Origin of the sequence: Candidatus Thioglobus sp., assembly GCF_028599055.1 — a bacterium.
In the GTDB taxonomy this organism is placed as follows: Bacteria; Pseudomonadota; Gammaproteobacteria; order PS1; family Pseudothioglobaceae; genus Thioglobus_A.
Genome location: NZ_JAQRMS010000004.1, coordinates 1 through 24,973, shown reverse-complemented (window position 1 = coordinate 24,973; position 24,973 = coordinate 1). Strand labels below are relative to the sequence as shown.

22 protein-coding genes and 3 tRNA genes are annotated in these 24,973 nt (G+C 39.3%); 10 read left to right on the top strand and 15 right to left on the bottom strand.

Annotation, left to right across the window (positions count from 1 at the left end; genetic code table 11):
• Nucleotides 1–207: 207 nt before the first annotated feature.
• The 4 genes from gorA to PSN35_RS00810 all read right to left on the bottom strand — a co-directional run bounded on the left by gorA (nucleotide 208) and on the right by PSN35_RS00810 (nucleotide 4,238).
• The gene (gorA, locus tag PSN35_RS00825) at nucleotides 208–1,551 is read right to left on the bottom strand and encodes a glutathione-disulfide reductase (RefSeq protein WP_300028325.1); all 1,344 of its coding nucleotides are present in this window, start codon (nucleotides 1,549–1,551) and stop codon (nucleotides 208–210) included.
• Nucleotides 1,552–1,559: 8 nt separating this feature from the next.
• Nucleotides 1,560–2,654 carry a peptide chain release factor 2 gene (gene prfB, locus PSN35_RS00820; RefSeq protein WP_300028323.1) on the bottom strand — a complete coding sequence of 365 codons (1,095 nt, stop codon included), beginning with the start codon at nucleotides 2,652–2,654 and terminating at the stop codon, nucleotides 1,560–1,562.
• 340 nt (nucleotides 2,655–2,994) lie between these two features.
• Nucleotides 2,995–3,255 (bottom strand): 30S ribosomal protein S15, encoded by a 261-nt coding sequence (rpsO, locus tag PSN35_RS00815; RefSeq protein WP_300028321.1) that lies wholly within the window; start codon nucleotides 3,253–3,255, stop codon nucleotides 2,995–2,997.
• An 86-nt stretch (nucleotides 3,256–3,341) separates the two neighbouring features.
• Nucleotides 3,342–4,238 (bottom strand): lipid A biosynthesis acyltransferase, encoded by an 897-nt coding sequence (locus tag PSN35_RS00810; protein WP_300028319.1) that lies wholly within the window; start codon nucleotides 4,236–4,238, stop codon nucleotides 3,342–3,344.
• Between the two features lie 13 nt (nucleotides 4,239–4,251).
• Here PSN35_RS00810 and dnaG point away from each other — a divergent pair, with 13 nt between their 5' ends.
• Entirely contained in the window at nucleotides 4,252–6,072 is a 1,821-nt protein-coding gene (gene dnaG, locus PSN35_RS00805) for a DNA primase (RefSeq protein ID WP_300028318.1), read from the top strand.
• Here the strand turns inward: dnaG and PSN35_RS00800 are convergent, their stop codons facing one another.
• The 11 genes from PSN35_RS00800 to PSN35_RS00750 all read right to left on the bottom strand — a co-directional run bounded on the left by PSN35_RS00800 (nucleotide 6,073) and on the right by PSN35_RS00750 (nucleotide 19,296).
• Nucleotides 6,073–7,980 carry a penicillin-binding protein 2 gene (locus PSN35_RS00800; protein ID WP_300028316.1) on the bottom strand — a complete coding sequence of 636 codons (1,908 nt, stop codon included), beginning with the start codon at nucleotides 7,978–7,980 and terminating at the stop codon, nucleotides 6,073–6,075. It abuts the gene before it with no gap.
• A complete protein-coding gene (locus tag PSN35_RS00795; protein ID WP_300028314.1) occupies nucleotides 7,977–8,249 on the bottom strand; it encodes a hypothetical protein in 273 nt (90 codons plus the stop codon). The genes PSN35_RS00800 and PSN35_RS00795 overlap by 4 nt, the downstream gene beginning before the upstream one ends.
• 20 nt (nucleotides 8,250–8,269) lie before the next feature.
• Nucleotides 8,270–9,196, bottom strand: a complete 927-nt coding sequence (gene rsmH, locus PSN35_RS00790) for a 16S rRNA (cytosine(1402)-N(4))-methyltransferase RsmH (protein WP_300028312.1) — start codon at nucleotides 9,194–9,196, stop codon at nucleotides 8,270–8,272.
• Nucleotides 9,193–9,645, bottom strand: a complete 453-nt coding sequence (gene mraZ, locus PSN35_RS00785; RefSeq protein WP_300028310.1) for a division/cell wall cluster transcriptional repressor MraZ — start codon at nucleotides 9,643–9,645, stop codon at nucleotides 9,193–9,195. Before mraZ ends, rsmH begins: the two co-directional genes overlap by 4 nt.
• A 408-nt stretch (nucleotides 9,646–10,053) precedes the next feature.
• Nucleotides 10,054–10,863 carry a pyruvate, water dikinase regulatory protein gene (locus PSN35_RS00780; protein WP_300028308.1) on the bottom strand — a complete coding sequence of 270 codons (810 nt, stop codon included), beginning with the start codon at nucleotides 10,861–10,863 and terminating at the stop codon, nucleotides 10,054–10,056.
• On the bottom strand, nucleotides 10,856–13,219 hold the full coding sequence (gene ppsA, locus PSN35_RS00775) for a phosphoenolpyruvate synthase (protein WP_300028306.1): 2,364 nt from the start codon (nucleotides 13,217–13,219) through the stop codon (nucleotides 10,856–10,858). The genes PSN35_RS00780 and ppsA overlap by 8 nt, the downstream gene beginning before the upstream one ends.
• Nucleotides 13,220–13,246: 27 nt before the next feature.
• Nucleotides 13,247–14,548: a TRAP transporter large permease subunit gene (locus PSN35_RS00770; RefSeq protein WP_300028304.1), complete on the bottom strand. Its 1,302-nt coding sequence runs from the start codon at nucleotides 14,546–14,548 to the stop codon at nucleotides 13,247–13,249.
• A 12-nt stretch (nucleotides 14,549–14,560) separates the two neighbouring features.
• Entirely contained in the window at nucleotides 14,561–15,082 is a 522-nt protein-coding gene (locus tag PSN35_RS00765) for a TRAP transporter small permease (protein ID WP_300028302.1), read from the bottom strand.
• A gap of 48 nt (nucleotides 15,083–15,130) precedes the next feature.
• Nucleotides 15,131–16,129, bottom strand: a complete 999-nt coding sequence (locus tag PSN35_RS00760; RefSeq protein ID WP_300028300.1) for a TRAP transporter substrate-binding protein — start codon at nucleotides 16,127–16,129, stop codon at nucleotides 15,131–15,133.
• A 117-nt stretch (nucleotides 16,130–16,246) separates the two neighbouring features.
• Complete coding sequence (locus PSN35_RS00755; protein ID WP_300028298.1) at nucleotides 16,247–17,560, bottom strand: sigma-54 dependent transcriptional regulator; 1,314 nt, start codon at nucleotides 17,558–17,560, stop codon at nucleotides 16,247–16,249.
• Complete coding sequence (locus PSN35_RS00750) at nucleotides 17,557–19,296, bottom strand: ATP-binding protein (RefSeq protein ID WP_300028296.1); 1,740 nt, start codon at nucleotides 19,294–19,296, stop codon at nucleotides 17,557–17,559. Before PSN35_RS00750 ends, PSN35_RS00755 begins: the two co-directional genes overlap by 4 nt.
• A 235-nt stretch (nucleotides 19,297–19,531) precedes the next feature.
• Between PSN35_RS00750 and PSN35_RS00745 the strand changes: the two genes are divergently transcribed.
• From PSN35_RS00745 to PSN35_RS00705, 9 genes are all read left to right on the top strand, one after another.
• Nucleotides 19,532–20,014 (top strand): hypothetical protein, encoded by a 483-nt coding sequence (locus PSN35_RS00745; protein WP_300028294.1) that lies wholly within the window; start codon nucleotides 19,532–19,534, stop codon nucleotides 20,012–20,014.
• Nucleotides 20,001–20,597, top strand: a complete 597-nt coding sequence (locus tag PSN35_RS00740; protein ID WP_300028292.1) for a hypothetical protein — start codon at nucleotides 20,001–20,003, stop codon at nucleotides 20,595–20,597. Before PSN35_RS00745 ends, PSN35_RS00740 begins: the two co-directional genes overlap by 14 nt.
• Nucleotides 20,590–22,512: a fumarate reductase/succinate dehydrogenase flavoprotein subunit gene (locus PSN35_RS00735; RefSeq protein ID WP_300028291.1), complete on the top strand. Its 1,923-nt coding sequence runs from the start codon at nucleotides 20,590–20,592 to the stop codon at nucleotides 22,510–22,512. Before PSN35_RS00740 ends, PSN35_RS00735 begins: the two co-directional genes overlap by 8 nt.
• Nucleotides 22,509–23,234 carry a succinate dehydrogenase/fumarate reductase iron-sulfur subunit gene (locus PSN35_RS00730; protein ID WP_300028290.1) on the top strand — a complete coding sequence of 242 codons (726 nt, stop codon included), beginning with the start codon at nucleotides 22,509–22,511 and terminating at the stop codon, nucleotides 23,232–23,234. Before PSN35_RS00735 ends, PSN35_RS00730 begins: the two co-directional genes overlap by 4 nt.
• Nucleotides 23,235–23,264: 30 nt before the next feature.
• Complete coding sequence (locus PSN35_RS00725) at nucleotides 23,265–24,485, top strand: malic enzyme-like NAD(P)-binding protein (protein ID WP_300028289.1); 1,221 nt, start codon at nucleotides 23,265–23,267, stop codon at nucleotides 24,483–24,485.
• Nucleotides 24,486–24,557: 72 nt separating this feature from the next.
• Nucleotides 24,558–24,642: transfer RNA gene (locus PSN35_RS00720), tRNA-Tyr, on the top strand.
• A gap of 15 nt (nucleotides 24,643–24,657) precedes the next feature.
• Nucleotides 24,658–24,731 (top strand) — tRNA-Gly (locus tag PSN35_RS00715).
• Nucleotides 24,732–24,744: 13 nt separating this feature from the next.
• Nucleotides 24,745–24,819 (top strand) — tRNA-Thr (locus PSN35_RS00710).
• Nucleotides 24,820–24,853: 34 nt separating this feature from the next.
• Nucleotides 24,854–24,973 (top strand): GTP-binding protein (locus PSN35_RS00705; protein ID WP_300028326.1); only part of this gene is annotated, 120 nt, incomplete at its 3' end.

Sequence of the window (24,973 nt, the reverse complement as noted above, 5' to 3'; positions counted from 1 at the left end):
TTAATATCGGTGAATTAATGGTTGAATCGGGTATGGCGTTTTCTTATAAAGATACTTACCAGCAGGCAGAAAATTTGGCCAAAGCTGAACAGCTAGGATTTTGGAACTACCACACCCCGCCCATCGAACCATACAAATGGCGCAAACTAAACCGCCATTAATAGCTTTGAGTGTAGGAACTAGCAGAAAAAACTAAAAAGACGAAGCTTAACGTAGTGTGACTAACTCTTCTGCACTGGATGGATGAATCGCCACCGTATCATCAAACTGTTTTTTAGTGGCGCCCATTTTAATTGCCACGGCAAAACCTTGTAGCATCTCATCGGCACCATGCCCCATAATATGACAACCCACCACTTTTTCGTCATCACCAACACAGACAAGTTTAAGTGCTGTGGTGGTTTTATGATCAAGTAGCGCATCTGCCATCGGTGTGAATTCAGAGGTGTATATTTTGACTTTTTCAAATTGCTCATTGGCTTGCGCCTCTGTTAAGCCGATCGTACCAATTGGTGGATGTGAGAAAACAACTGTAGCAATGTTGTTGTAGTCGAGATGACGATCAATCATATTATTGTAGAGGCGGTCCGAGAGTCTTCTGCCAGCGGCAATGGCCACTGGTGTTAGTGGCGTTCTGCCTGTGGCGTCACCCAGTGCAAAAATATTATCAATATTAGTTACTTGAAATTTATCAGTTGGAATAAAGCCACGCTGGTCACAATTAACACTGGCGTTTTCCAGTCCTAAATGCTGGGTCATTGGGTCGCGTCCTACGGCCCAAATAATAGTATCAAATCCTGAAAACTCTCCTTGGTTCGTCACTAGTGTTTTGTCTGTTAATACTTCATCAATTTGAGTGTTGTGATGAATAGCAATGCCGTGATTGCTGTAATCTTTCTCCAGCGCTGTTTGAATCATAGGATCAAAGCTTTCTAATAAGGTTCCTGCTCGCTGGAAGATTTCTACGCTTGAGCCTAGTGCGTTGAGTACGCCAGCTAATTCAACACCAATATAGCCGCCACCAATAATGGCAACTTTTTTAGGTAGATCTTGTAGTTCAAAAAAACCATCAGAAGTGATGCCAAGTTCTGCGCCTTCAATATGCGGTACAGCCGGCTCGCCACCAGGCGATAGAACAATATGATCTGCCGTGTAATTGACGCCATTAACTGAGACTGTATTTTTATCAACCAATTTACCAAAGCCGTGTATGTAGTCAATGCCCAAATCTTCAAGATAGCCATCGTACCAATTAGTAATGCCGTTAATATAATTATCACGACCTTTTTTCAAGGCTTCCCAAGAGAAATTTTTAAAGTCCACGTCAAATCCAAATCCTTTAGCGCTGTTAATTTGTGTTGCTGTATTAGCAGCAAACCACATGACTTTCTTAGGAACGCAACCAACATTAACACAAGTGCCGCCAATGGTTTTAACTTCGATTACTGCACATTTTTTGCCGTATTCGCTGGCACGTTCAACCGCTGATAATCCACCAGATCCGGCGCCAATGGCAATCATATCGTAATGTGTGTTTGTTGTCTCTGTCATGGTTTCTCCTAATAGCCAGCTTTTAGACTGGCTTCTATAAATTTATCTAAATTACCGTCAAGCACATCGCCTGTGTTGGTTGATTCTACACCGGTTCTCAAATCTTTGATGCGTGATTGGTCTAGTACGTATGAGCGAATTTGATGTCCCCAGCCAATATCTGATTTTAGATCCTCTAACTCTTGGTTTTCGCTATTGCGTTTTTGCATTTCTAGCTCGTACAGTTTTGATTTTAATTGCTTAGTGGCCTGATCTTTATTAGCATGTTGGGATCGGCCATCTTGACATTGTACGACAGTGTTAGTAGGTAAGTGAGTGATTCGCACAGCTGAATCAGTTTTGTTAACATGTTGACCGCCTGCGCCACTGGCTCGGTAGGTGTCAATTCGAATATCTGCTTTATTGATTTCAATATCAATGTTGTCATCCACTTCAGGCGAAACAAATACCGAGCAAAATGAGGTGTGACGTTTGCCATTTGCATTAAAAGGGGATTTTCTAACCAAGCGATGAATACCAATTTCACTACGAAGCCAGCCATAAGCGTAATCTCCCTGCATGTGAATAGTGGCAGATTTAATGCCTGCAACTTCACCACTAGAGGCCTCCATTAATGTAACCTTAAATTTGTGCTTTTCGCCCCAACGCAAATACATACGTAACACCATTTCTGCCCAGTCTTGAGCTTCGGTACCACCTGAGCCAGATTGAATATCTACATAAGCTGAATTGGCGTCTAAATCGCCGCTAAACATACGTTCAAATTCTAATCTAGCAATTGAAGATTCAACCGTATTAAGATCTTCTTTGACACTATTGGCCGTATCTTCGTCCGCTTCACTTTGTGCCATGTCTAACAATTCACCTGCATCCTCCAGGATATTGCTAGCATGATTAAAAGTTTGGCAAATCACTTCAAGCTTTACCTTTTCTTGACTAAGCGCTTGCGCTTCTTCGGGATTCGACCAAATATCTGGGTTTTCCATTTCTAGCAGCACTTCTTCTAGTCGCCCTTGTTTCTCCTCTAAGTTTAGATGCTCGGCAAGTGTTTTTGACCGCTGCACTAGATCATCAATTTTTTGATAAGTAGGTGATAGTTCCATAAAGGGGTACTTTTAGTGATTTTGGTAAAATTTTGCAAGTACTTTTAGCGAGATTTTATCAGGCAAAATATTTATCTAATAGTTGTTCGTATTGGATGAATATTTTAACACAATAAAAATCGTTAAAATACTTGCCCCACGGGGGATTTATCCAAATCCTTATAAGCTTTATAAAATATTCCATCATGTGAATAGCCATGATTTTAAAATTTTATTTCTCTTATAAGGATTTGGCGTTATCAAAAATTACCAGAATCACCCCTGTTATTTTACTATTAACTTGGTATTTGACTAGACATAAAAAAAGCCCCAAACGGGGCTTTTATGAAAATAAAATAAATTATTTTCTAAGACCTAAGCGTGAAATTAAATCTGAATATGCGTTTACGTTGCTACCTCTAAGGTAGGTTAATAATTTCTTACGTTGAGAAACTAAACGCAACAAACCTCTTCTTGAGTGGTGATCTTTGTTATGCGTTTTAAAATGTTCAGTTAGGTGCTTAATGCGAGCTGTTAATAAAGCTACCTGAACGTTTGTAGAACCCGTGTCGCCTTCGGCAGTTTGGTACTCTTTGATAATGGCTTGTGTATCAATTGACATAATGAATTTTTCTCAAAACTTAAAAATAATAAAGGGTTAATTATACGCTAATTTGATTAATTGTTCCAATACTTAATTCAAATAAGTTAATAAAATTCAGCTTCGCCGATTGGACGAGTTTTAAAGCGCCTATGAATCCATAAATATTGCTCTGGATGTTTTAATATTTGCGTTTCTAGTATTTGGTTGGTCATACTAGCACTATTGACTGGATCGCTGTCTGGATAGTTATCAATTGGTGGGCTGAATTCCATCTGATAGCCAGACTCTGTTCTAATGAAAAAATACGGAATAACTGCTGTGTTATTACCTTTAGCCAAACGCGCCGTTGCAGATACAGTTGCTGTTTGGATGTTAAAAAATGGCGCAAAAACACATTTCTCCATGCCAAGATCTTGATCAGGGGCATACCATATAGGCAATTTATCTTTAATGGATTTGAGCATGCCTCGAGTATCTTTGGTTTTAATCATGACAGCGCCATTGTTAACAAAGCCTTTTCGCATTACTTCATCAAATAAAGCATTATTCTGTGGTCGGTAAATGTTGGCAATATTATGTTTAAGCAAGAGTGCTCGAGAGCCTAACATTAGAGGCAAAAAGTGGGCAGCGAGTAAAATAACATTCTTATTTTTTTCAATCGCCTTGGTTAAATGCTGCTCATTACGAATAGTGAGCATTGATTCAATTTTGGCGTTAGTGGCAAAGTAAGCATTGGCAGTTTCAAAAATTGAAATACCAATAGCCTCAAAATTTTGCTTAACCAGCATCTCAACTTCAGATTTTTTCTTATTGGGGAAACAGCGTGAGATATTAATAAAGGCAATATTTCTAAAACGGCTTAGCAATGGATAAAGCATTATGCCGATCACCTTGCCTAAACTGACTTGAATTTTAAAAGGGAGTTTTGCGCCTAATTTCATGAGACCAATTAAGATCCAGGTTGGAAGAAATTTAGGATGATAAAATTTTTGATTATTCATTAAAATACGGTTTATGCCTTATATTAGTCAGCGATTTATTGACGATCTCCCTAATCAAATTGACATTGTTGATTTGATCAATAAGCGCGTGCCATTAAAAAAGTCTGGCAGTGATTATCGAGCACCTTGTCCGTTTCACGGAGGCAAAAATAGCAACTTTGCTGTTAATGCACACAAGCAATTTTATCATTGTTTTAAGTGTGGTGAGAGTGGTGGTGCTATTAGTTTTATTCAGAAATTTGACAATTTAAACTTTGTTGAGGCAATCGAAACTATTGCCAGTGAGTTTGGCTTGGCTATTGAATATGATTCCAACTCAAAGCCTGTTGATCCAAGACTAGAGCGATATCGAGAAATTTCTAAAAAAGTAAGTGATTTTTACACTTTGCAACTACGCCAATCACCCGCTAGAGAAAAAGCGGTTAACTATGCTAAAAATCGAGGCATTAGTGGTGAAATTGCAAAGCGTTTTCAGCTGGGTTTTGCCCCACCTAGTAATAAAGACTTATTACTAAATTTTGAGAAAAATGATCAAGCTATTACCGATTTAAAAGCATTGGGCTTAATCAAGGAAGGGCAGTATGGTGACTACGACTTCTTTCGTGATCGATTAATGTTTCCAATCCATAATACTAAGGGTAATGTTATTGCATTTGGTGGCAGAGCATTTGATGATGATGCAAAGGCGAAATATCTTAACTCTGCTGAAAGTACTATTTTCTCTAAATCTAGAGAGTTGTATGGCCTACACCATGCGCGTAAATATTCTAGATCAATCAACTATCTACTGGTGGTAGAAGGTTATATGGATGTGGTGGCACTACATCAAGCAGGCATTACTAAAGTGGTTGCGACATTAGGTACAGCAACCACTCAGGAGCATTTGCAAATCTTAATGCGTACCACTAATGTAGTAGTATTTTGCTTTGATGGGGATAAGGCTGGGCGTTCAGCAGCCTGGAAGGCTTTGAAAATTGCATTGCCAATGATCAAGACTGGCATTACGTTTAAGTTTTTATTTTTACCTGATGGCGAAGATCCAGATACCCTGGTTAAAAAAGAATCTGCCAAAGCATTTGAAAAACGTATTGATGGTGCGCAGCCCTTATCTAAATTTTTATTTGACCACGTTAAAACAGAAGTAGCTTTTGACACCATTGAAGGCAAGACATCATTCTTGGAAAAGACCTCTGTATTGATTAAGTCAGTTAATTATGAGGTTTATCAGCATCAATTAATTGAAGGTGTGGCGCAATTGATTGGCCAAAGTGTTGAACAAGTGCAGCTAGTCTGTGATCAATCCAAATCTCAAAAACAAGAGACTCCACCGCCTGTTTTTACTGACGAAATGACTGATTATGAACATACCATGGTGCCAGATTACCATGATTTTCCAGATGAGGTACAGCTAGGTCCAAAGCCTATAGCAAAACCTGTCAATATGAAAGCGCTCATGTCTAAGATGATAACACTGATCCTTAATTACCCAAGTCTTGCCGACTCAACGGTAGAGCTTAGGGTGCGTTCGATTGCTAATTCTCAAGTATTGCTAGAATTGGTAAGATCGGCACAAATAGATGAAAATATTGAACAATTAGATCTTATAAATCCTTTTGAAAACAAGTTGGGTGTATTTAACCGACTTAAGCAACTCTGTGTATTGGAGCCACATTTGAGTGAGTTGCAAGCAAAAGAGGAGTTTTTGTCTATTTTAAATAGTATTGAGAGGCAACAAAATGGCGAGCAGATTAAGGCTGATATTCATCATGCTCATACTCTGGAAGAACAGCAAAAAATTATGCAGGGTATTTTAAAAAATAAGCGTAAAACTTAACTACTTAGAGCTGAGTTTAATAGCGGTATTGTTGGTTAAAATGTGTTTCATGGTATCACTAAACACCATAGCGGCAGAGTTTGAGCCTTCGCAACTATTTTTTAAATCTGGTCGTTTATAGACGTAGCATTTTTTTGGATAATCTAGTCTAACTGCCATAATATATTTAGGCTGATTAACAGGCACAAATCCCGTAAAAAAAGTACGCTTAGCACCTGTTTTGTGATATTTTCCATTGACCACCATTTCTGCCGTACCTGTTTTTCCAGCAACGTCGTAACCTTTAATTCTGGCGCGATAGCCAGAGCCTTTCCAGGAGGCGACCGCATCTAATAAATGAGCAATTTTGTTGGTTGCTTGCGGGCTGAATACTTGGGTCTTTTCTTCGTAGCTAGCAACATTTTTGATTAATTTTAATGCTGGCACAGCGCCTTCATTGGCGAATACCAGGTAAGCCCTTGCTAATTGTGCAAGGTTGGTTTCCATTGGGCCGTGACCAAAAGATAGGGTGCGTTTGTCAGCCAACCCCCAGGAGCTGTAATGTCTCAATGATCCAGAATTTTCAACACTGGGTATCAGGCCCAAAGGTTGGCTAAATCCAAGTTTACGCCAAGTGCTGTACATGTCTTCATTACTAAGTCGTTCAGAAACATTTACTGTGCCAAGGTTATGGGATTTTTGAAGAATTTTTTTAACCGTAATTGCGTCGCCATATTTCCTTACTTCTGAGTTTGTTTTTAAGTGACCAATGGATTTGCTAACATCAATTAGTTCGTCATCTTGCGCGCTAATCTTTCCTTGATCGAGAGCGAGCAGCATAGTGAATGGCTTCATGGTTGAACCGGGTTCAACCTTGTCTGATAAGACTCGATTACGATAATGACTTGGGTTGTAAAGGCTGTTGTTATTTGGGTCATCTGCTGGGTAATTAACCATGGCCAGCACTTCCCCGTTTGGTGACAATATAATAGCTGATCCGGAGTCTGCCTCATGTTTTAAAACTGATTTTTTGATGGCTGAATATGCATGATATTGGATATCGGTATCAATAGTTAATTCAATGTTTTTCCCGTGATGTAGCTCCTTTTCTACCTCAGGATTAAAGTAGGCTTTAGTTTGGTTATCTATAAAGTTTAAGTGTGCTTTTCCGTTGACTCCGGCAAGTGCATGCTCAAACTCATTTTCAATACCAGAGCCACCTTTATTTTCTGCATTAACACGACCTAATAATGGCGCCATAGAAGCAGACTTAGGGTAATAACGTTGCGTATCTTGACGTAGCACTAAAGCTTGGCCAATTCTTTCTTTTCGGCATTTGTTAACGGTTGTTTTTGCGCCCACAACCGTTTGAAATTTAACCGCGTTTAATACTCGATCCACTAAGCTTAGTGGCTGGGTGATCTCTTTATTTCGACAAACCTCAATACGCTGTTTTTTTAATTGTTTGAGTTTTTCCAGTATTGGATCCGTTAGAGTTAGATTCTTTTTAATGGGTAGATAACGTGAGCCGATTGCTCGTTTTTTAGCAAGTAGCATTCCAAGTGTTGTTTCATCCATAGCTAGCGCTTCAGCTAGTTTTGGCACAAATGCAGGATGAATATTGCTTGGATCAAGTATGACTCGCTTGAGCAATCTCGAGCTGGCCAAAATATTTCCGTGTCGATCCAGTATGTCGCCTCGTCTAGCTAGTTTCGTTTGCACCGAATTTGCCTGCTTGTGCGCTCTGTCTTGAACACTTTGAACCTCATCGTTCGTGTTTGAAATGCTGATACTATGATATGAGAACAATCCAAATACTGCTAAAAAGATGAATTTAACAAATCCTTGGCGTTGCCAATAGCCTTGAACTTTGGTAAGTTTAGGAACCGATAGCTTATTTGTAAATTTGTTAAAAATAGCTGTCTTCATAGTGCAATACTGCCATTAAACCATTTGCCTTTATCTTTTTCTCCCACTTCTTTCATGTTGAGAATAATCAGTGCGCTTTCTCTAATTTCTGTCCCACTAATAACTTGAGAATGCTCACTTAGCAATTGTTTGTTAAGTGCAACAATTTGATGATTGTCTAGTGTTGCACGTTTTAGTTGCTTATAAAGTGTGTAGGTCTGATGATGCCATGAAATGCTTAAAATGCTTAATCCAATAATGCTAATCAATAGTGTTATATTAAATTGCATATTGTTGATCGGCGGCTTCATCATGAATTCCTACTAGCAACACGCAATATTGCACTCCGAGAGCGCTTATTGTGACTAATTTCTTCTTTACTGGCTGACTGCTTTCCCAAGTCTTTAAAGGGCATTTTTTCTAGCGCTTGATTGGCGATTGGCAAGCCTTTTGGTAAGGATTTTTGCCGTGAATTTTTTTGAATAAAGCGCTTTACAATTCGATCTTCAATTGAGTGAAAGCTAATGATAGACAGCCGACCATTAGGTGCCAACAGGTTCTTTGATTGTTCTAGTGTGTCGCTTAATTGCTTTAACTCTTGGTTAATGAATATTCTTATTGCTTGAAAGGTTCGAGTTGCTGGATGCTTCTTTTTTTGTCCTCTGACCACGTCGCTGACTAAATTGGCTAATTGCAGCGTTGTTTCTAGTGGCTTCTCCAATTGAAATTTCTTTATTCGAGTGGCAATATGACGTGATTTTTTTTCGTCACCAAATTGGTAAATAACATTGGCAATTTCTTCTTCGTTAGCCGCTTGTAGCCACTGCGCTGCACTTAACCCTGATGTTTGATCCATTCTCATATCTAGTGGACCCTCTGCATTAAAGCTAAATCCCCGCTGTGCATTGTCTAATTGTGGTGATGAAACGCCTAAGTCCATCAAAATTCCGTTTATTTTTCCGTTGAGTCCCATTTCATTGATAATGGTGTGCATTTGCGCAAAAGGGCTGTGTATTAACGTTAGCCTCGGGTCGTTGAATTTTTCCTTGGCATATTCAATAGCACTCAAATCTTGATCAAAAGCGATGAGTTGGGCTTTGTCGTTGAGTTGATCTAAAATTCCCTGAGAGTGACCGCCACGGCCAAAAGTGGCATCGATATAAATACCATTTGGTATTAAATTAAGTGCATCAATCGACTCTTTAAACATCACAGACTGGTGATGGTTAGAAATCATAATGACAGTTGGGCGACCTCAGCAGGGATTTCAGCTTGCTTACTTAGTGTATCTAAACTACTAAGCTGCTTGTTCCAAGCGTCTTCATCCCAGAGTTCAAAGTTATTTCCTTGGCCACTCATGATAATTTTTTTACCAATTTTGGCATAATCTCTTAATGCACTAGGAATTAGAATACGTGCTGCTTTGTCTAATTCGCAATCAGTGGCGTGACCAATTAGTTTGCGTTTTAAACGCTTGGTGTGTATGTTTAAAGAGGGTAGTGCACTTACTTTTTCTTCTAGCACTTGCCAATCCTTTAAGGGATATAGCAATAAGCAGTTATCATCTGGGTGAATGCTTAATACCATTTGTCCGGCGCAATTTTTTTCAATTTGCGCCTGATGGCGAGTCGGAATTTTTAACCGACCCTTTGCATCAACACTTAGATTGTGTACCCCTCTGAACATCTGTTTGCCAAATTAAGCAATGGTTGCAAAACCTAGTGAAAGAATAACCGCAGCTGATGTGTAGATAAAAGTTTGTAGTAAAACGTCCATATTTCTCTCCCGTTAAAGTTGATTGGTTTTCATTTTTTATAACTCTCCTCAAGTAGTTATAAATAAACATTTTATACCACTTTGTACCACTTTTATACACTTATATTAAAAAATAGGAAATAATCAATATAGCTCTTAACAAGCCTTAAATAAAGGATTTTTTGTGTTTTTAAACCATTTTTAAGCTCTAAAAGAGGTGTTTTTCTCTTATTTTTAGGCTTTATTGCAGACTTTTCTTAAAATTTTAGAAATATTGAGAATGACAATAAATATGAGAATTTTTAAAGAAAAAAAGAGTGCTCAAATAAATTTAAGCGATTATCTTAATGATAATTTGCTAATTATTTTAGCGCTAATTTCTTCAATTGAAATTTGAGTTGTATCTAAGAATGAAATGTTATTGGCGAGGTACAAGTCTTCTGCACGCTTAATTTCGCGCTGGCATTGGCCGATTGATGCGTAAGCACTGTTACCTTTTCGTTTTTCACGAATTTGGCACAAACGTTCTGGCTTTATTCTTAAGCCAAACAGCTTATTTTTGTAGGGTTGCAAAATTTCGGGTAGCTCGGTATTAGTCAAATCTTGATCAATTAATGGATAGTTAGCAGCTTTAATACCATATTGAAGCGCCATAAATAAGCAGCTGGGTGTTTTGCCGGATCTAGAGACGCCAATAAGAATAATATCAGCCTGAGCGTAATTTTTTGACCCTAGACCATCATCACTGCCTAATGAAAAGTTAATGCTATTAATTCTACTGGAATAATCATTGCTGTTAGGGTTGTGTAAGCGGCCAATGGTATGTGAAGATTTTAAATTAAGTGAGCGCTCCATTTTTGAGATGAAAGTATCAAAAAAATCAAAAAAAATACAAGGACTATTTTTTATTAATTCTCTATATTCAGCATTAATTTGAGTGCTAAAAACCAGCGGTAGAGAATTGCCTTTTGCTGAAGCGTTGTTAATTTTACCAATGGCAGATTTTGCTTTATCAAACGTGTCAACAAATGACAAGTGAATTTCGTTAAACTCTATATTTTCAAATTGACTCAGTAAACTATTCCCCAGTGCTTCGGCCGTAATTCCAGTGCGGTCAGATATAAAAAAAACAGTTCTTTGGTTAGTCATTACCCAGAGATGCCCAGGTTTCGACGACAGTGTCTGGATTTAGAGATATGCTGCTAATTTTTTGATCAAGGAGCCACTGCGCTAAATCAGGGTGATCTGAAGGCCCTTGGCCGCAAATTCCTATGTATTTATTGTGCTTATGGCAGGCATCTATTGCCATGGAAATCATTTTTTTGACAGCTGGATTTCTTTCATCAAAACCATCAGCAATAAGGCCAGAATCTCGATCCATGCCGAGAGTTAATTGGGTCATGTCATTGGATCCAATTGAAAATCCGTCAAAATACTGTAAAAATTCTTCAGCCAGTAGGGCGTTTGAAGGTAATTCACACATCATAATAATTCTTAAGCCGTTAACACCGCGTTCAAGTTGATTTTCTTTTAGCAATTGAATGACTTGTTTGGCCTCGTCTGTTGTGCGGACAAATGGAATCATGATTTCAATATTAGTTAAGCCTATTTCCTCTCTCACTTTTTTAATAGCTTGGCATTCCAATTCGAAGCAAGCCTTAAAATCTTTGGAGATGTATCTTGCTGCACCCCGAAAACCTATCATTGGATTTTCTTCTTTAGGTTCATATCGGTCTCCGGCTAATAGATTGGCATACTCGTTAGATTTGAAATCCGACATTCGAATAATAACAGGACTATCAGCGAAGGCAGCTGCAATGGTGGCAATACCTTCAGTTAGTTTGTCAATGTAGAAATCAATGGGAGACTTATATCCTGCAGATCTTTTCTTTATTTCAGCTTTTAACTGACTCGGTAATTGATCAAATTCTAGCAAAGCTTTAGGGTGAATACCTATGGTAGTATTGATAATAAATTCAAGTCGTGCAAGCCCAACACCAGAATTTGGAATACTAGCAAAATCAAAAGCTCTACCTGGGTTGCCCACATTCATCATAATTTTTACTGGAATTTCAGGCAAGGTGTCTATGGATAATTGCGTATGCTCGTAGTCTAAGATGCCTTCATAAACGTAGCCAGTATCACCTTGGGCGCAGGAGGCGGTAACAGGCATATGGTTAGTGAGTTTCTTGGTGGCATCGATTGTACCTACAATTGCAGGAACCCCCAATTCGCGTGCTATGATAGCAGCATGACAGGTTCTACCGCCACGATTGGTGACAATAGCAGAGGCTCGTTTCATCACAGGTTCCCAATCTGGGTCAGTCATGTCGGTGACCAAAATATCACCTTCCTGAACTTGATCCATTTCGGAAATATTATTGATAATACGTGCAACACCAGTGCCTATTTTTTGCCCAATAGAGCGTCCTTCTATTAACACTTTTCCAGTTTTATGAAGTTGGTAGCGGTCAATTTTTCCTGTTGAGTTATCTCTACTTTTAACAGTTTCAGGCCGTGCCTGTACTATATAAATTTTGTTATTACTGCCATCGAGCGCCCATTCAATATCCATTGGTCTGGCGTAATGTTGTTCGATAATTATGGCGTAGCGAGCCAACTCTTCCACTTGGTTATCATTCAAGCTAAAGCTTTGCTGTTGATCTTTGGGTACGGTTTCTATTGCCACACAGCTTTTTAAGTCATCATAGGCGTACACCATTTTTATTTCTTTTGAGCCGATATTTCGACTTAGAATTGCTTTTTTATCAGCCACAAGACCAGGTTTATGCACATAAAATTCGTCAGGATTGACCGATCCTTGTACAACGGTCTCTCCCAATCCGTAGGCGGAAGTAATAAACACCACATCGTTAAATCCTGATTCGGTATCTAAAGTAAACATGACACCGCTAGCGCCAATATCACTTCTGATCATTTGCTGAATTCCGGCAGAAAGTGACACCTCTGAGTGTTCAAACCCCTGATGAACACGATAAGAAATGGCCCGATCATTGTAAAGGGATGCAAATACTTTTTTAATGGCGCTCAGTATGTTTTCAATCCCATGCACATTAAGATAGGTTTCTTGTTGTCCGGCAAAGGAAGCTTCAGGCAAATCCTCTGCAGTGGCGGAAGATCGCACTGCGAAAGTTACCTCTTTGCCAAGTTCTAATTCAAGCTGCTGGTAACTATGGGTAATTTCATTTAGTAGCTTATCTGGAAAGTTGGATTCTTGTACCCAGTTTCGAATGGTCGCACCTACTCGTGTTAGCGCTTGAATTTGGCTCGGATCTAAATCTTCTAAAAGTAAATTAATTTTTGATTTGAGATTATTATGTTTTAAAAATTCCTCAAAAGCATTAGCCGTGGTTGCAAATCCGCCTGGAACTTGAACGCCTTTACTAGATAAGGCGCTAATCATTTGACCTAAAGAAGCATTTTTTCCGCCAACAGTTTCAACATCTTTTATGCCGACATTTTTTAACCAAACCGTGTAGTGCATTTCACCACTCCAAGTAAAAAAAATTATTTAATAGCTACCAACAATTTCAGGTCCCATGAGTAAGGTTGGTAAAAAAGTTGATAATATTGGAATAAAGGTAATTATCATTAAAAATACCAGCATTAATAATAACCATGGCAGTGTAGATTTAATGACTTCAATTAGCGGCAATCCAGTAATGCTTGAGGTAACAAATAGATTAAGCCCCACAGGCGGGGTGAGCATGCCAATTTCCATGTTAACCACCATCATAATACCTAAATGAATCGGGTCGATACCCATCTCCATGGCGATGGGAAATAAAATTGGCGCCATGATAAGTAAGACGGCGGAAGGCTCCATAAAGTTGCCAGCGATCAATAACACTAAATTAACAATTAATAAAAATCCCCAAATAGGCAAGCCAAACGCAATAATGGTTTCGGCAATTTCATGTGGAATGCGTTCGTTAGTCAACACAAAGGCAAATAACATAGCATTGGCAATGATAAACATTAGCATAATTGACGTTTTTGCTGATTCTTTGATAACCAGTGAAATTTCATTAATTTTGATATCTTTATAAACAAACACACCCAAAATAAAAGCATACACAGCGGCAACCGCTGCCGCTTCTGTTGGGGTGAAAATACCGCCGTAAATACCACCCATAATAATGACAACTAAAAATAATCCGCCAGAAGCTCGAGCAGATACTTTGAATAGGTGAGCAAAACCCTTAAATGAAGCACTTGGGTAGTTTTTTGCACGAGCGGTGAAATAAATGGCAACCATCATCATTGAACCAATAATAAGGCCGGGTATAACACCCGCTAAAAACATTCTGCCAACTGAGACTTCGGTCGCTGCCGCATACACCACCATAACAATTGATGGCGGAATCAGAATGCCCATGGTGCCAGCCGAGCTAATCACACCTGCAGCATACGTTTTTGGATAGCCTTCTTTCACCATGCCTGCGATTACAATTGATCCAATGGCAATAACGGTAGCTGGAGAGGAGCCAGAAATGGCTGCAAACATCATACAAGCGAGCACTGACGCCATAGGCAAGCCGCCTTTGACCCAGCCGATTGTGGCAATGGCAAAATCGACTAAGCGTTGGGCGGAGCCACCTTTGGATAAAAAAGCTGAGGCTAGGATAAAAAATGGAATAGCCATTAATGTGTAGTGTTCCATTGATCCAAACAAGTGCCCAGCTAAAGAGGCTAGTGATTCAGTACCAAATAATAAAATGACTGTCACACTAGAGAGTCCTAATGAAAAGGCAACCGGAACGCCAATAGCCATAAGCCCAAATAGCATAAAGAATAAAGTAAAAATAACCATAATCAGTAAGCCTTATTCTTGATAGTCATTGTTGTGTGATTCAAAGTGCATTGTGGTTGTTTGATTATTAAGAACCTTGATCATGACTTCAGTTAGTCGATAAAACATTAATAAAAAACCAAGTGGCAGGACAATCTTGGCTTGCCATTCTAGCACTGGCAAATCTTCCATTTCTATCTCGATTTCTTTTAACAAAGAAACGTATTCATAGCTACCAATAAACATCACAACAACAAAAATCATGCAGCTAATAATAGCCACAAGTGTGATGATTTTTCGATATTGCGCACTAAACAAATTGACAACGCTGTCAACCGCAATGTGTGATCCTATTTTAATAATATAGGATGCACCCAGTAAAACCAGCCAAGCAAAGAGATAGGTGGTTACTTCCAGTGCCCAAACAGCACCAGAGTTAAATACGTACCTAGCAACCACTTGGGAGAAGGTAAGTAATGTCATGCAGGAGACTAATAAAATGATTAGCCATTCCTCAACATGATTTAAGAATTTGGGAAATTGATTAAATTTCATGGGGTTGATTCCAACTTGCCGCCAACATCTGCTGGCGGCAGTTAACTGTTAGTTTTGAGCGTTACATTGTTGAACAGCGGCAATATTGTCTTTGCCTACTTGATCTTCAAATTGAGCCCAAACTGGCTTCATGGCATTAACCCATTGCTGTTTTTGAGCATCGGTCAAAGTATGAATATTGGTTTTGCCAGAATCAGCAACTGTCTTCATATCTTTAACCGCTGCATCCAATGCAAACTGAGTTACTTCAGCCGTTACTTCTGAAATTATTTGATCTAATTGCATGCGAATGTCAGTAGGCAAGCCATTCCAGAAGCGTTTGTTGGTTACTAACGCGTACTCTAAAACACCGTGGTTAGAGACGGTGGTATCTTTTTGCACCTCAAAGAATTTCTTTGAACGGATGTTTGACCAGGTGTTTTCTTGACCATCAATAACGCCAGTAGCTAATGCATTGTAAACTTCAGAAAAAGCCATTTTTTGTGGATTGGCATCAACCGCTTCAAATTGTGCTTTAAGTACATCCGAACTCATAATTCTAAATTTAAGTCCAGCGGCATCTGTTGGCACAATTAATGGTTTGTTGGCAGAGATTTGCTTCATGCCGTTTAGCCAGTATCCTAGACCTTTAATACCTTTTCTTTCTGCAGCGCCCAATAAAGCTTGACCTTTTGGTGAATCGGTAAAGCAGTTAAGTGCTTGTGGATTTTTGAATAAAAATGGTAAATCAAATAACGCCCATTCTTTAGTGTACTTGCTGAATTTAGATAGTGATGGTGCAGCCATTTGAACATCGCCCAATAGCAAAGCTTTAAGTACGGCTTTATCACCATATAGTTGCGAGCTTGGATAAACCTCAACGCGCACCTTGCCACCCAATCGTTCATCAACTAATTTTTTAAATAACATAGCACCCTTACCCTTAGGGGTGGCTTCAGTAGTTACGTGTGAAAACTTAATGACAATTTCTTTGGCGTAAGCTGCGGGTGATGCAATTAAACCAGCGGTAATAACAGCTGATGCGATTAATTTAATATTTTTTTTCATGTTTTTCTCCTCGAAGATTCTTTTAATAAACAGAGGTATTACAAGCTTTTAGGCTTGGAATGAACACGAGTATAGTGTAAAAAAAAATTCAAGGTTAGGCGGATTTTCGCCGATGAACTAATCCTGTAAAAATTCAGACCTGCTAATGTCATACTTCAATAGTTTTTCATTTAGTGTGCGTCTAGGGGTTTTAAGTAATTCGCATACTTGAGATATGTTGCCAGCACACTCAATCATTGCCTGGGTGATTAGCTGACGTTCGAAGCTCTGCATTAAGGTGCGTAGATCTTTGTCAAATTTATTGGCCATATCTACCATTTCAGTTGACGAGACTTTTAGTAGATGTGAAATTGACGTATCAACCGTGCGATTTAGTAGTACAAATTGCTCTGCAATTTGCTTGAGTTGGCGCTGGTTTTCCGGCCACTCAAAAGATGACAGAGTGATGACATCTTGTTCTGATAAGTTCGGAATAGGTGTTTGATAATGCCCAGCTGATTGGGTCATATATAAGTTAAATAACTCAAAGATGTCCTCTTTATGCGCTCTAAGTGCTGGAACTTGCAGTATCTTGCCATTCAGTAAAGCGCATAATTTGCTTAAGTTGGTGTGTGCTTTTTCTTTAGCTGGCTTTTCATTTACTGAATAAATAAACCTGGGCAGAGTGCCGCCTGATTGGTGGATTTTTACACTAACTTTATTTGTTAGTAACGCTATTAATTTGGCTCGACTTTCTAATGGTAGCTTATCTAAATTTTCTAAAAATATTGTGCCTTCCTTCGCCCTAGAGAATACGTTGTCATCCTCAAGAAAGGTTTTTTCAAAAAAGCGTTCCGAAACAATTTTACAGTTAACACGAATAAAAGGCTTGACCCTTCTTTGACTGTGTTGGTGCAGGGTTTTGGCTACCAGTGGTTTGCCCACCCCCCTTTCTCCGGTGAGCAATATGTTGTCTGCGGTTTTAGCGTAACTATATAGTTTCGTATAGAATGTTTGTATTACTGTGCTACTACCTAAAGGGTGTGTGTTTGAATCTTCTAGAGCAGAGTCTAGGCGATATTTATCAATTGCTTGACTAACCATTTGCTGTAAATTTTGCGGACTAAAAGGTTTGGCAATGAAATTGTAGGCACCGTGCTTGATAGCCTCCACTGCGGTAGCGATGTTGCCGTGCGCTGTTATCATAATAAGCGGCGGGCTTTTCTCTCTAGACTGTAATTCTTTAAGTACGGCCATGCCATCCATTTGCGGCATTTTTAAATCGCAAATAATGACTTCCACAGGGTGGCTGTTGAGTTCTGAAAGCATGGTTTTACCGCTGCTATAAGCTTTAACTGTATAGTTAGATCGATAAAAATAATCTGACAAAGAGTCTCTCATTGCCTGGTCATCATCAACAATAAAAACGAGTGCTTGAATGTTAGAATTCATAAGGCAAGGGGCAGAATGATGATAAAGGTTGAACCAAAGTCGGTGTTGTTGTGAGCAGTGAGCGTTCCATTTAGTTTATGAATAATATTGTGCGAAATGGTTAGACCTAGGCCTAATCCAACCCCAGAAGGCTTGGTAGTATAAAATGGGTCGAATAATATTTGCAATGTTTCTTCAGCAATACCCGCACCTGTGTCAATCACTTCAATAGTCAGTTCGTTATTATCCTGCACATACATCTTGATAGTAATTTTTTTGGTGTCTGAAAATTCAACCGCTGCTCTGGCGTTATTAATCAGGTTTATTAGTACTTGTTCTAAGCGAATCTGATCACCTTTGACTAAATAAGGTTGATCTATAAATTCTAGTGATAATGTGATATTGTCCTGCTTAAGTGCGGGAGAGATGATTATTAATGCGCCTTTAAGTGCATCGCGCACATCAATTTTTGCAGTTTCGTCTTCGCCATCATGGGAGAAGAGTTGTAGCTGTTGTGAAATCTTGCTCATACGCTCTACCAAAGTATTTAGTTTAGGCAGTACACTACGTTCACTTTCTATAGGGGTGCTGACTTTCGAGGGTAGCTGAGCGCTGGCGATATAAGTTTTCATTGCTGATAGTGGCTGCCCTAATTCATGAATAATTGAAGCTGATAGTTGCCCCATAGCCGCCAGTTTACTGGCGCGTTCAATATTTTTCTGCGCCACACGTAATTCTTTTTCAACTTGGTGTCGGTGTTCAATTTCAGTTTTTAATAAATCGTTTAACTCCCTAAGTTTGGCAGACTCTTTTAAAGAGGTTTTTAATTTGGTACTGGATTTGAATAACCAAAGTAGCAAGATTGCAGCGAGCATGGCTAGTAATATCAGGCCAATTTTGCTCCAGGTTTCGATGCTTAGCTGAGTAATATTTTTAACAGGCGTTAGGTAGTGCATAACCCAATTGGTACCTTGAATATCTGCAGTTTGATGAATGTAGTGAGTATCGTCAATATTTAACTGATCTTTTTTAGTTGCAGGGTCGGCCGCTAAAGACTCTAGATTTTTATTAGCGAATTGTCTTTGTGCTTGAATATTTTCAAGTTGCGATGTTTTAAGAGGGTGTAGTGTGCGATATTTCCAAGGTTTTTGCGAACTAAGAATTACTACACCATCACGATTGGTTACAAAAATATTTTCTCCCGCCTCCATCCAAATATTTTCTAGAATGCTTAGATCAACCTTTGCTACGGTAACAGCGATGGTCTTGTCCTGCTCTTTGGCGCCAGTAGAAATGTAGAATCCTGGCTTTTTAGAGGTAGTGCCAATACCAAAAAATTGACCATTTTTCCCTAGTATTGCCTCTTTAAAGTAAGGTCTGTAGGCAAAGTTCCTGTTAACAAAGCTATTTGGACTGCGCCAATTGCTGGCAGCAAGCGTTTTGCCGGTGGTATCCATAATATAAACTTCATTGGCGCCCGAGGCTTGCTTGATATCTTCTAATGCCAGATTGGCTTGTGCGGATTGTTGGAACGACCAATTGATTAGTTGTTTATCTCTGGCAATTACAAATGGTAGGAAGTTGAAACGTGTTAATTCATTGTATAGAGAGTTTTGATATAAACCGATGCGCTCAACAGCTTTGATTTTTAAGCTATTGGTGTGCATATCGATAATGTCGTGATAACTCCAAACGCCAACAGACAAAATAGTGGCGAGACTAAAGCCAAAAATAATTTTGTTTGATTTAAAAACCATATGCCAATGTCCTATGGAGTTTGATAAGCGAAAATTCGCCTAACGTTCAATTTTTATTATATCTATAATCAATTTCTAAGTTCTAAGTTTATTTTTTTAATCGTATTAAGATATGCGGTTTAAGCCGGTGTTAATCAGGTGTTTTCTTTATGGTAGATTTTTTGAACAGACGAATAATTAAATGTTGGTGTAGAATGTTGTCAAGTCAATTTAATACTAATCTTACTAAGGCGTTATGAACTACCACTTAATCCATAAGGATTCAATTTCCACTGTGCTTGAAAAAGCCAGGCAATATCGATCATTGCGAGAGCCTGATTTGGCCATTAGTATTTGCATTGATGTATTTGCTGTAGATCCTGAAAACCAAGAGGCCTTGGTTATCTATATTTTGGCGTTAACAGATCAGTATTCTCATCAGCACGTTAAAGTACAGCCTAAAAAAATTATTGAAACTATTGCAAGGCTAACGTCAGAATTTCACCAAATTTATTACACAGGTATTTTTCTTGAGCGTAAGGCTAGAGCATTACTTAGAAATCCTATGTCTCAGTCTTTTGCTTATGAAGGCTTAATGGAGGCTATTGTTAAGTATGAGGCGGCTGAAAAAATGGCACCATCACATTGTTCTGATCCGATATTGCGTTATAACAGTTGTTTACGCACTATTGAAAAAGAGCATCTAAAACCTCGAGAGGAGTTTGATGAGCTTTATTAGTACAACTGCTCGTAAAAAAATGCTAACCATAGCAGGACTGATTTGGTTTGGCTATATTGTTGCGCATATGCTGAGTTTATTAAACTTTCATTTTGGCGCAACAGCATTTAACGGTTTTTATGATTGGTTTAATAATTCACCCGTCTATTGGTTGGTGCTGTTGACATTGATTGTGGCATTGTCATTCCATGTTTTTATCGCAGTATTAAGACAATTAAATAACAATACCGCCTTAGGTGTTAGCAAGTACCGTCGCCACTATCCAAAAGCTATTCCTAGATTTATTGCCTGGTCTGGCGCTTCAATGTTGTTGGCATTTATTATCTTTCATGTTGTGCAAATGCAATTATTAGAAGGGTCTGATCGGCACCAACAAATGCTAGATATTTTTTCCCAGCCAAGCATGCTTATTGTATATGCTCTAGGCCTAATGGTGTTAGGCGCGCATTTGCATCATGCACTAAGTAATGCGTTGCAAACTTTAGGTGTATCAAACAAAACATACCACTTATTGGTTGTTCTTATTGTTCTACTAATCGTAGTGGGGCTTATTTCTATCCCTGTGAGTATTGTGTATGCTTGAATCTTTTGAACCGATTGGACCATTAGAAAATAAATGGAAAAAGCATTTATTTGATCTGGCTTTGGTTGCGCCACAAAATCGAGATAAGCACAAAGTTATTGTTGTTGGTACCGGACTGGCGGGCGCCTCCCTTTGTGCAACATTGGGTGAGGCTGGGTATAAGGTAAGTTCATTTTGTTTTCAAGACTCCCCTCGTCGTGCACATTCAATTGCAGCGCAAGGCGGTATTAATGCGACTAAAAATTATCAAAATGATGGTGATAGTGTTTGGCGCTTGTTTTACGACACAATTAAAGGTGGCGATTTTAGAGCGAGAGAATCTAGTGTTTATCGCTTAGCTGAACTGAGTAACAATATTATTGATCAGGCGGTAGCGCAAGGCGTGCCATTTGCACGTGAATATAGTGGCTATTTAGCCAACAGATCGTTTGGCGGTACGCAAGTTTCACGCACTTTTTATGCGCGCGGACAAACAGGTCAGCAATTATTGTTAGGGGCGTATAGCGCCATGAGCAGGCAAGTTGACGCGGGAAAAGTTACTCACCATTCTCGAGCTGAAATGCTGGATTTGATTATGGTTGGCGATAAAGCGCGCGGTATTGTTGTGCGTGATCTAGTGTCTGGCAAGCTTTCAACACATTTGGCTGATTGTGTAGTGCTATGTACGGGCGGCTATTCAAATGCTTATTATTTGTCGACTAATGCCAAAGGTTGTAATACTTCAGCCATTTGGCGTGCTTACAAGCAGGGTGCTTATTTTGCTAATCCTAGCTTTACTCAAATTCACCCAACCTGTATTCCACCAACGGGTGAGAATCAATCAAAATTAACACTAATGAGTGAGTCACTCAGAAATGATGGACGTATTTGGGCGCCCAAGCATATTAAAGATTGCGAGAAGAACCCTAAAGACATTAAAGAAGAGGATCGAGACTATTTTCTTGAGCGCATGTATCCGGCATTTGCTAATTTGGTGCCGCGTGACGTGGCATCACGTGCAGTGAAGCATATTTGCGATGAGGGTCGTGGCGTTGGCGTTAAGATTCACGGTAAACGATTGGGCATATATCTTGATTTTAACAAGGTTATTAATGACATTGGCCTGTCAAAAGTTGAGGAAAAATACGGCAACTTGTTTGAAATGTATGAGCGCATTACTAATGAAGATCCGTATGCTGTACCAATGAAAATATATCCAGCACCACATTACTCTATGGGTGGATTGTGGGTGGACTACAATTTAATGACCACGTTGGATGGTTTGTTCGCAGGTGGTGAGGCGAATTTTTCAGATCATGGTGCTAATCGACTTGGTGCGTCAGCATTAATGCAAGGTTTGGCGGATGGATATTTTATTTTGCCACAAACCATTGCTAATTATTTGGCGAGAAATAGTTTTGATGAAATTAACGAAGACCATGTCGAAGTTAAACAGGCATTAGATTCGGTTAAACACAGAATTAATCAATTAATGCATGCGCCACAAGCGCAATTTTCTCCAGAGTATTTTCACCAACGCCTAGGTAAGGTTTTATGGGAGGCTTGCGGCATGTCAAGGGAGCGTGCTCAGCTTGAACAAGCAATAGTTGATATAAGTGTGCTAAAAGAAGAGTTTTGGCAAAAAATTAAAGTGACTGGTGTTGATCAAGACCTTAATCAGACTTTGGAGCGTGCTGGCAGGGTAGCTGACTTTATTGAGTTGGGTATCCTTATGTGTAAAGATGCACTTAATCGCGAAGAGTCGTGCGGGGCGCATGCACGTGTAGAACACCTTTCAGAAGCAGGTGGGGCAAGGCGTAATGATGAAGATTTCTCTTATGCGGCAGCATGGGAATATTTAAAAGAGGAGTTTAAACTACATAAAGAGCACTTAAATTTTGAATTCATTAAACCAACAGTAAGGAATTACAAATGAATTTTACATTGCATATTTGGCGCCAAAAAAGCCTTGATTGCGCTGGTGATTTTGTTACCTATCAAGTTGATAACATTGATGCCGACACCTCATTTTTAGAAATGCTAGACTATCTTAATGAGCAGTTAATTACCCAAGGGGAAGATGCTATTGTGTTTGATTACGATTGCCGTGAAGGCATCTGCGGCGCTTGTTCTTTGGTGATTAATGGTTATCCTCATGGTGAAAAATCAGCCACTACCACTTGTCAGCTATATATGCGCGAATATAAAGATCAAAGAGAATTGTGGGTGGAGCCATGGCGAGCAAATAGCTTCCCAGTAATCAAAGACTTAACTGTAGATCGCTCAGCCTTTGACTCAATTATCCAATCAGGCGGATATATTTCGCTACATACTGGATCAGCGCCAGAGGCTAACAATATTTTGATAGAAAAGCACGCTTCAGATGAAGCCTTCAATGCTGCTGCCTGTATTGGTTGTGGCGCATGTGTGGTGGTTTGTCCTAATGCAAGTGCAACCCTATTTGTTGCGGCCAAGGTGTCTCATTTGGCTTTATTGCCACAAGGCGACATTGAAAGCAAAGATAGAGCAAAACGTATGATTGGTAAGATGGAAGATGAAGGCTTTGGAAGTTGCTCAAATCATAGACACTGCGAACGCGTTTGCCCCAAAGGAGTCTCACTTCAAAATATCACAAGAATGAATAAAATTCTTGGATAATCATGCATTCAATAAAAAAACAATAATATTATGAGCTCAAATTTACGACAAGCTGCTTTGGATTATCATCAGGGCGAACGACCAGGAAAATTAATTGTATCCTCACACAAGTCATTAAAGACTCGCGAAGATTTGTCGTTAGCTTACACGCCAGGTGTGGCTGAACCGGTTCGAGAAATTGCTAAAAATCCTGAATTAGTTAATAACTATACAATTAAAAATAATTTGGTTGCCGTGATTTCAGATGGCTCAGCTGTACTTGGCTTGGGTAATGTGGGCCCTTTGGCTTCAAAGCCAGTAATGGAAGGAAAGGCAGTATTATTTAAGAAATTTGCCGATGTCGACGTTTTTGATATTGAAGTCGATACGCAAGATGTTGAAGAGTTTATTCAAACGGTTAAGAATATCGCCCCTACTTTTGGCGGTATTAATTTAGAAGATATTTCCGCACCACGCTGTTTTGAAATCGAAAAACGTTTGATTGAAGAGCTGGATATCCCCGTTTTTCATGATGATCAGCATGGTACAGCTATTATCATTGCAGCAGGGCTTTTAAATGCTTTGGAGATTCAAGGTAAAACGCCTGAAACTGCAACGTTGACTTGCTTAGGTGCAGGCGCTGCAGGCATTGCCACACTTGATTTGCTTTGCGAGCTCGGCTTTAAAAAATCTAATATATTATTGGTAGACTCTAAAGGTGTTATTAATAATAATCGTAAAGGCTTAAGCAAGGAAAAATTAGATTACGTAGCAACAACCGATAAACAAACGTTAGCAGATGCAATGGACAATTGTGATGTATTTGTGGGCGTGGCATCGGCCAACCTGGTCTCTGCAGACATGGTGAAATCAATGGCAGACAATCCAATTGTGTTTGCGTTGTCAAATCCTGATCCTGAGATTTCTCCAGCGGATGCGAATGCAGCGCGTGATGATTTAATTATGGCCACTGGACGTAGTGATTATCCAAATCAGGTTAATAATGTTTTAGGGTTTCCGTTTATTTTTAGAGGTGCGCTTGATGCTAAGGCCAGTGAGATTAATGTTGAGATGAAAATTGCAGCAGTTCATGCACTAAAAGATTTGGCAAAACTTGAGATTCCAGCGGATGTGTTGCTGGCTTACAATACTGATTCTATCAGCTTTGGCAAAGATTATATCATTCCAAAACCATTTGATAAAAGACTGATTGATGTTGTACCAAAAGCAGTCTATGAGGCGGCGGTTTTAAGTGGCGTTGCTCGAATTTAAAAAAAACTCATAAAAACATCAAATTAACCCTTGCAAAGGCTAAGTAGCTATGGGATAATTCTGGATTGTTTTGGAGAGATTTACGAGTGGTTAAAGTATGTGGATTGTAAATCCATCGCCTCTGGCTTCGAAGGTTCGAATCCTTCTCTCTCCACCATAAACAAAAGATTTTGCGGGTATCGTATATTGGTATTACCTTGGCCTTCCAAGCCAATGAGACGAGTTCGATTCTCGTTACCCGCTCCAAGTGCAAGGTTGTGCTCACCTAGCTCAGGGGTAGAGCACTTCCTTGGTAAGGAAGAGGTCGGCGGTTCAAATCCGCTGGTGAGCTCCATAAATTAATAGTTCTAAACGAAGAGGAAAGTAAAATGTCAAAAGAAAAATTTGAAAGAACCAAACCCCATGTAAACGTAGGCACAATCGGTCACGTTGACCATGGTAAGACGACACTAACAGCAGCGATGACCAAAGTAATGGCTGAAGCTAAC

Coding starts and splice junctions, on each gene's coding strand:
- PSN35_RS00800 (WP_300028316.1), bottom strand. CDS start 7,980: ATGAAGACAGCTATTTTTAACAAATTTACAAATAAGCTATCGGTTCCT.
- PSN35_RS00810 (WP_300028319.1), bottom strand. CDS start 4,238: ATGAATAATCAAAAATTTTATCATCCTAAATTTCTTCCAACCTGGATC.
- PSN35_RS00745 (WP_300028294.1), top strand. CDS start 19,532: ATGAACTACCACTTAATCCATAAGGATTCAATTTCCACTGTGCTTGAA.
- PSN35_RS00730 (WP_300028290.1), top strand. CDS start 22,509: ATGAATTTTACATTGCATATTTGGCGCCAAAAAAGCCTTGATTGCGCT.
- rpsO (WP_300028321.1), bottom strand. CDS start 3,255: ATGTCAATTGATACACAAGCCATTATCAAAGAGTACCAAACTGCCGAA.
- PSN35_RS00760 (WP_300028300.1), bottom strand. CDS start 16,129: ATGAAAAAAAATATTAAATTAATCGCATCAGCTGTTATTACCGCTGGT.
- PSN35_RS00740 (WP_300028292.1), top strand. CDS start 20,001: ATGAGCTTTATTAGTACAACTGCTCGTAAAAAAATGCTAACCATAGCA.
- PSN35_RS00770 (WP_300028304.1), bottom strand. CDS start 14,548: ATGGTTATTTTTACTTTATTCTTTATGCTATTTGGGCTTATGGCTATT.
- ppsA (WP_300028306.1), bottom strand. CDS start 13,219: ATGCACTACACGGTTTGGTTAAAAAATGTCGGCATAAAAGATGTTGAA.
- PSN35_RS00765 (WP_300028302.1), bottom strand. CDS start 15,082: ATGAAATTTAATCAATTTCCCAAATTCTTAAATCATGTTGAGGAATGG.
- mraZ (WP_300028310.1), bottom strand. CDS start 9,645: ATGTTCAGAGGGGTACACAATCTAAGTGTTGATGCAAAGGGTCGGTTA.
- dnaG (WP_300028318.1), top strand. CDS start 4,252: ATGCCTTATATTAGTCAGCGATTTATTGACGATCTCCCTAATCAAATT.
- rsmH (WP_300028312.1), bottom strand. CDS start 9,196: ATGATTTCTAACCATCACCAGTCTGTGATGTTTAAAGAGTCGATTGAT.
- PSN35_RS00755 (WP_300028298.1), bottom strand. CDS start 17,560: ATGAATTCTAACATTCAAGCACTCGTTTTTATTGTTGATGATGACCAG.
- PSN35_RS00735 (WP_300028291.1), top strand. CDS start 20,590: ATGCTTGAATCTTTTGAACCGATTGGACCATTAGAAAATAAATGGAAA.
- PSN35_RS00780 (WP_300028308.1), bottom strand. CDS start 10,863: ATGACTAACCAAAGAACTGTTTTTTTTATATCTGACCGCACTGGAATT.
- PSN35_RS00725 (WP_300028289.1), top strand. CDS start 23,265: ATGAGCTCAAATTTACGACAAGCTGCTTTGGATTATCATCAGGGCGAA.
- PSN35_RS00750 (WP_300028296.1), bottom strand. CDS start 19,296: ATGGTTTTTAAATCAAACAAAATTATTTTTGGCTTTAGTCTCGCCACT.
- PSN35_RS00795 (WP_300028314.1), bottom strand. CDS start 8,249: ATGCAATTTAATATAACACTATTGATTAGCATTATTGGATTAAGCATT.
- gorA (WP_300028325.1), bottom strand. CDS start 1,551: ATGACAGAGACAACAAACACACATTACGATATGATTGCCATTGGCGCC.
- prfB (WP_300028323.1), bottom strand. CDS start 2,654: ATGGAACTATCACCTACTTATCAAAAAATTGATGATCTAGTGCAGCGG.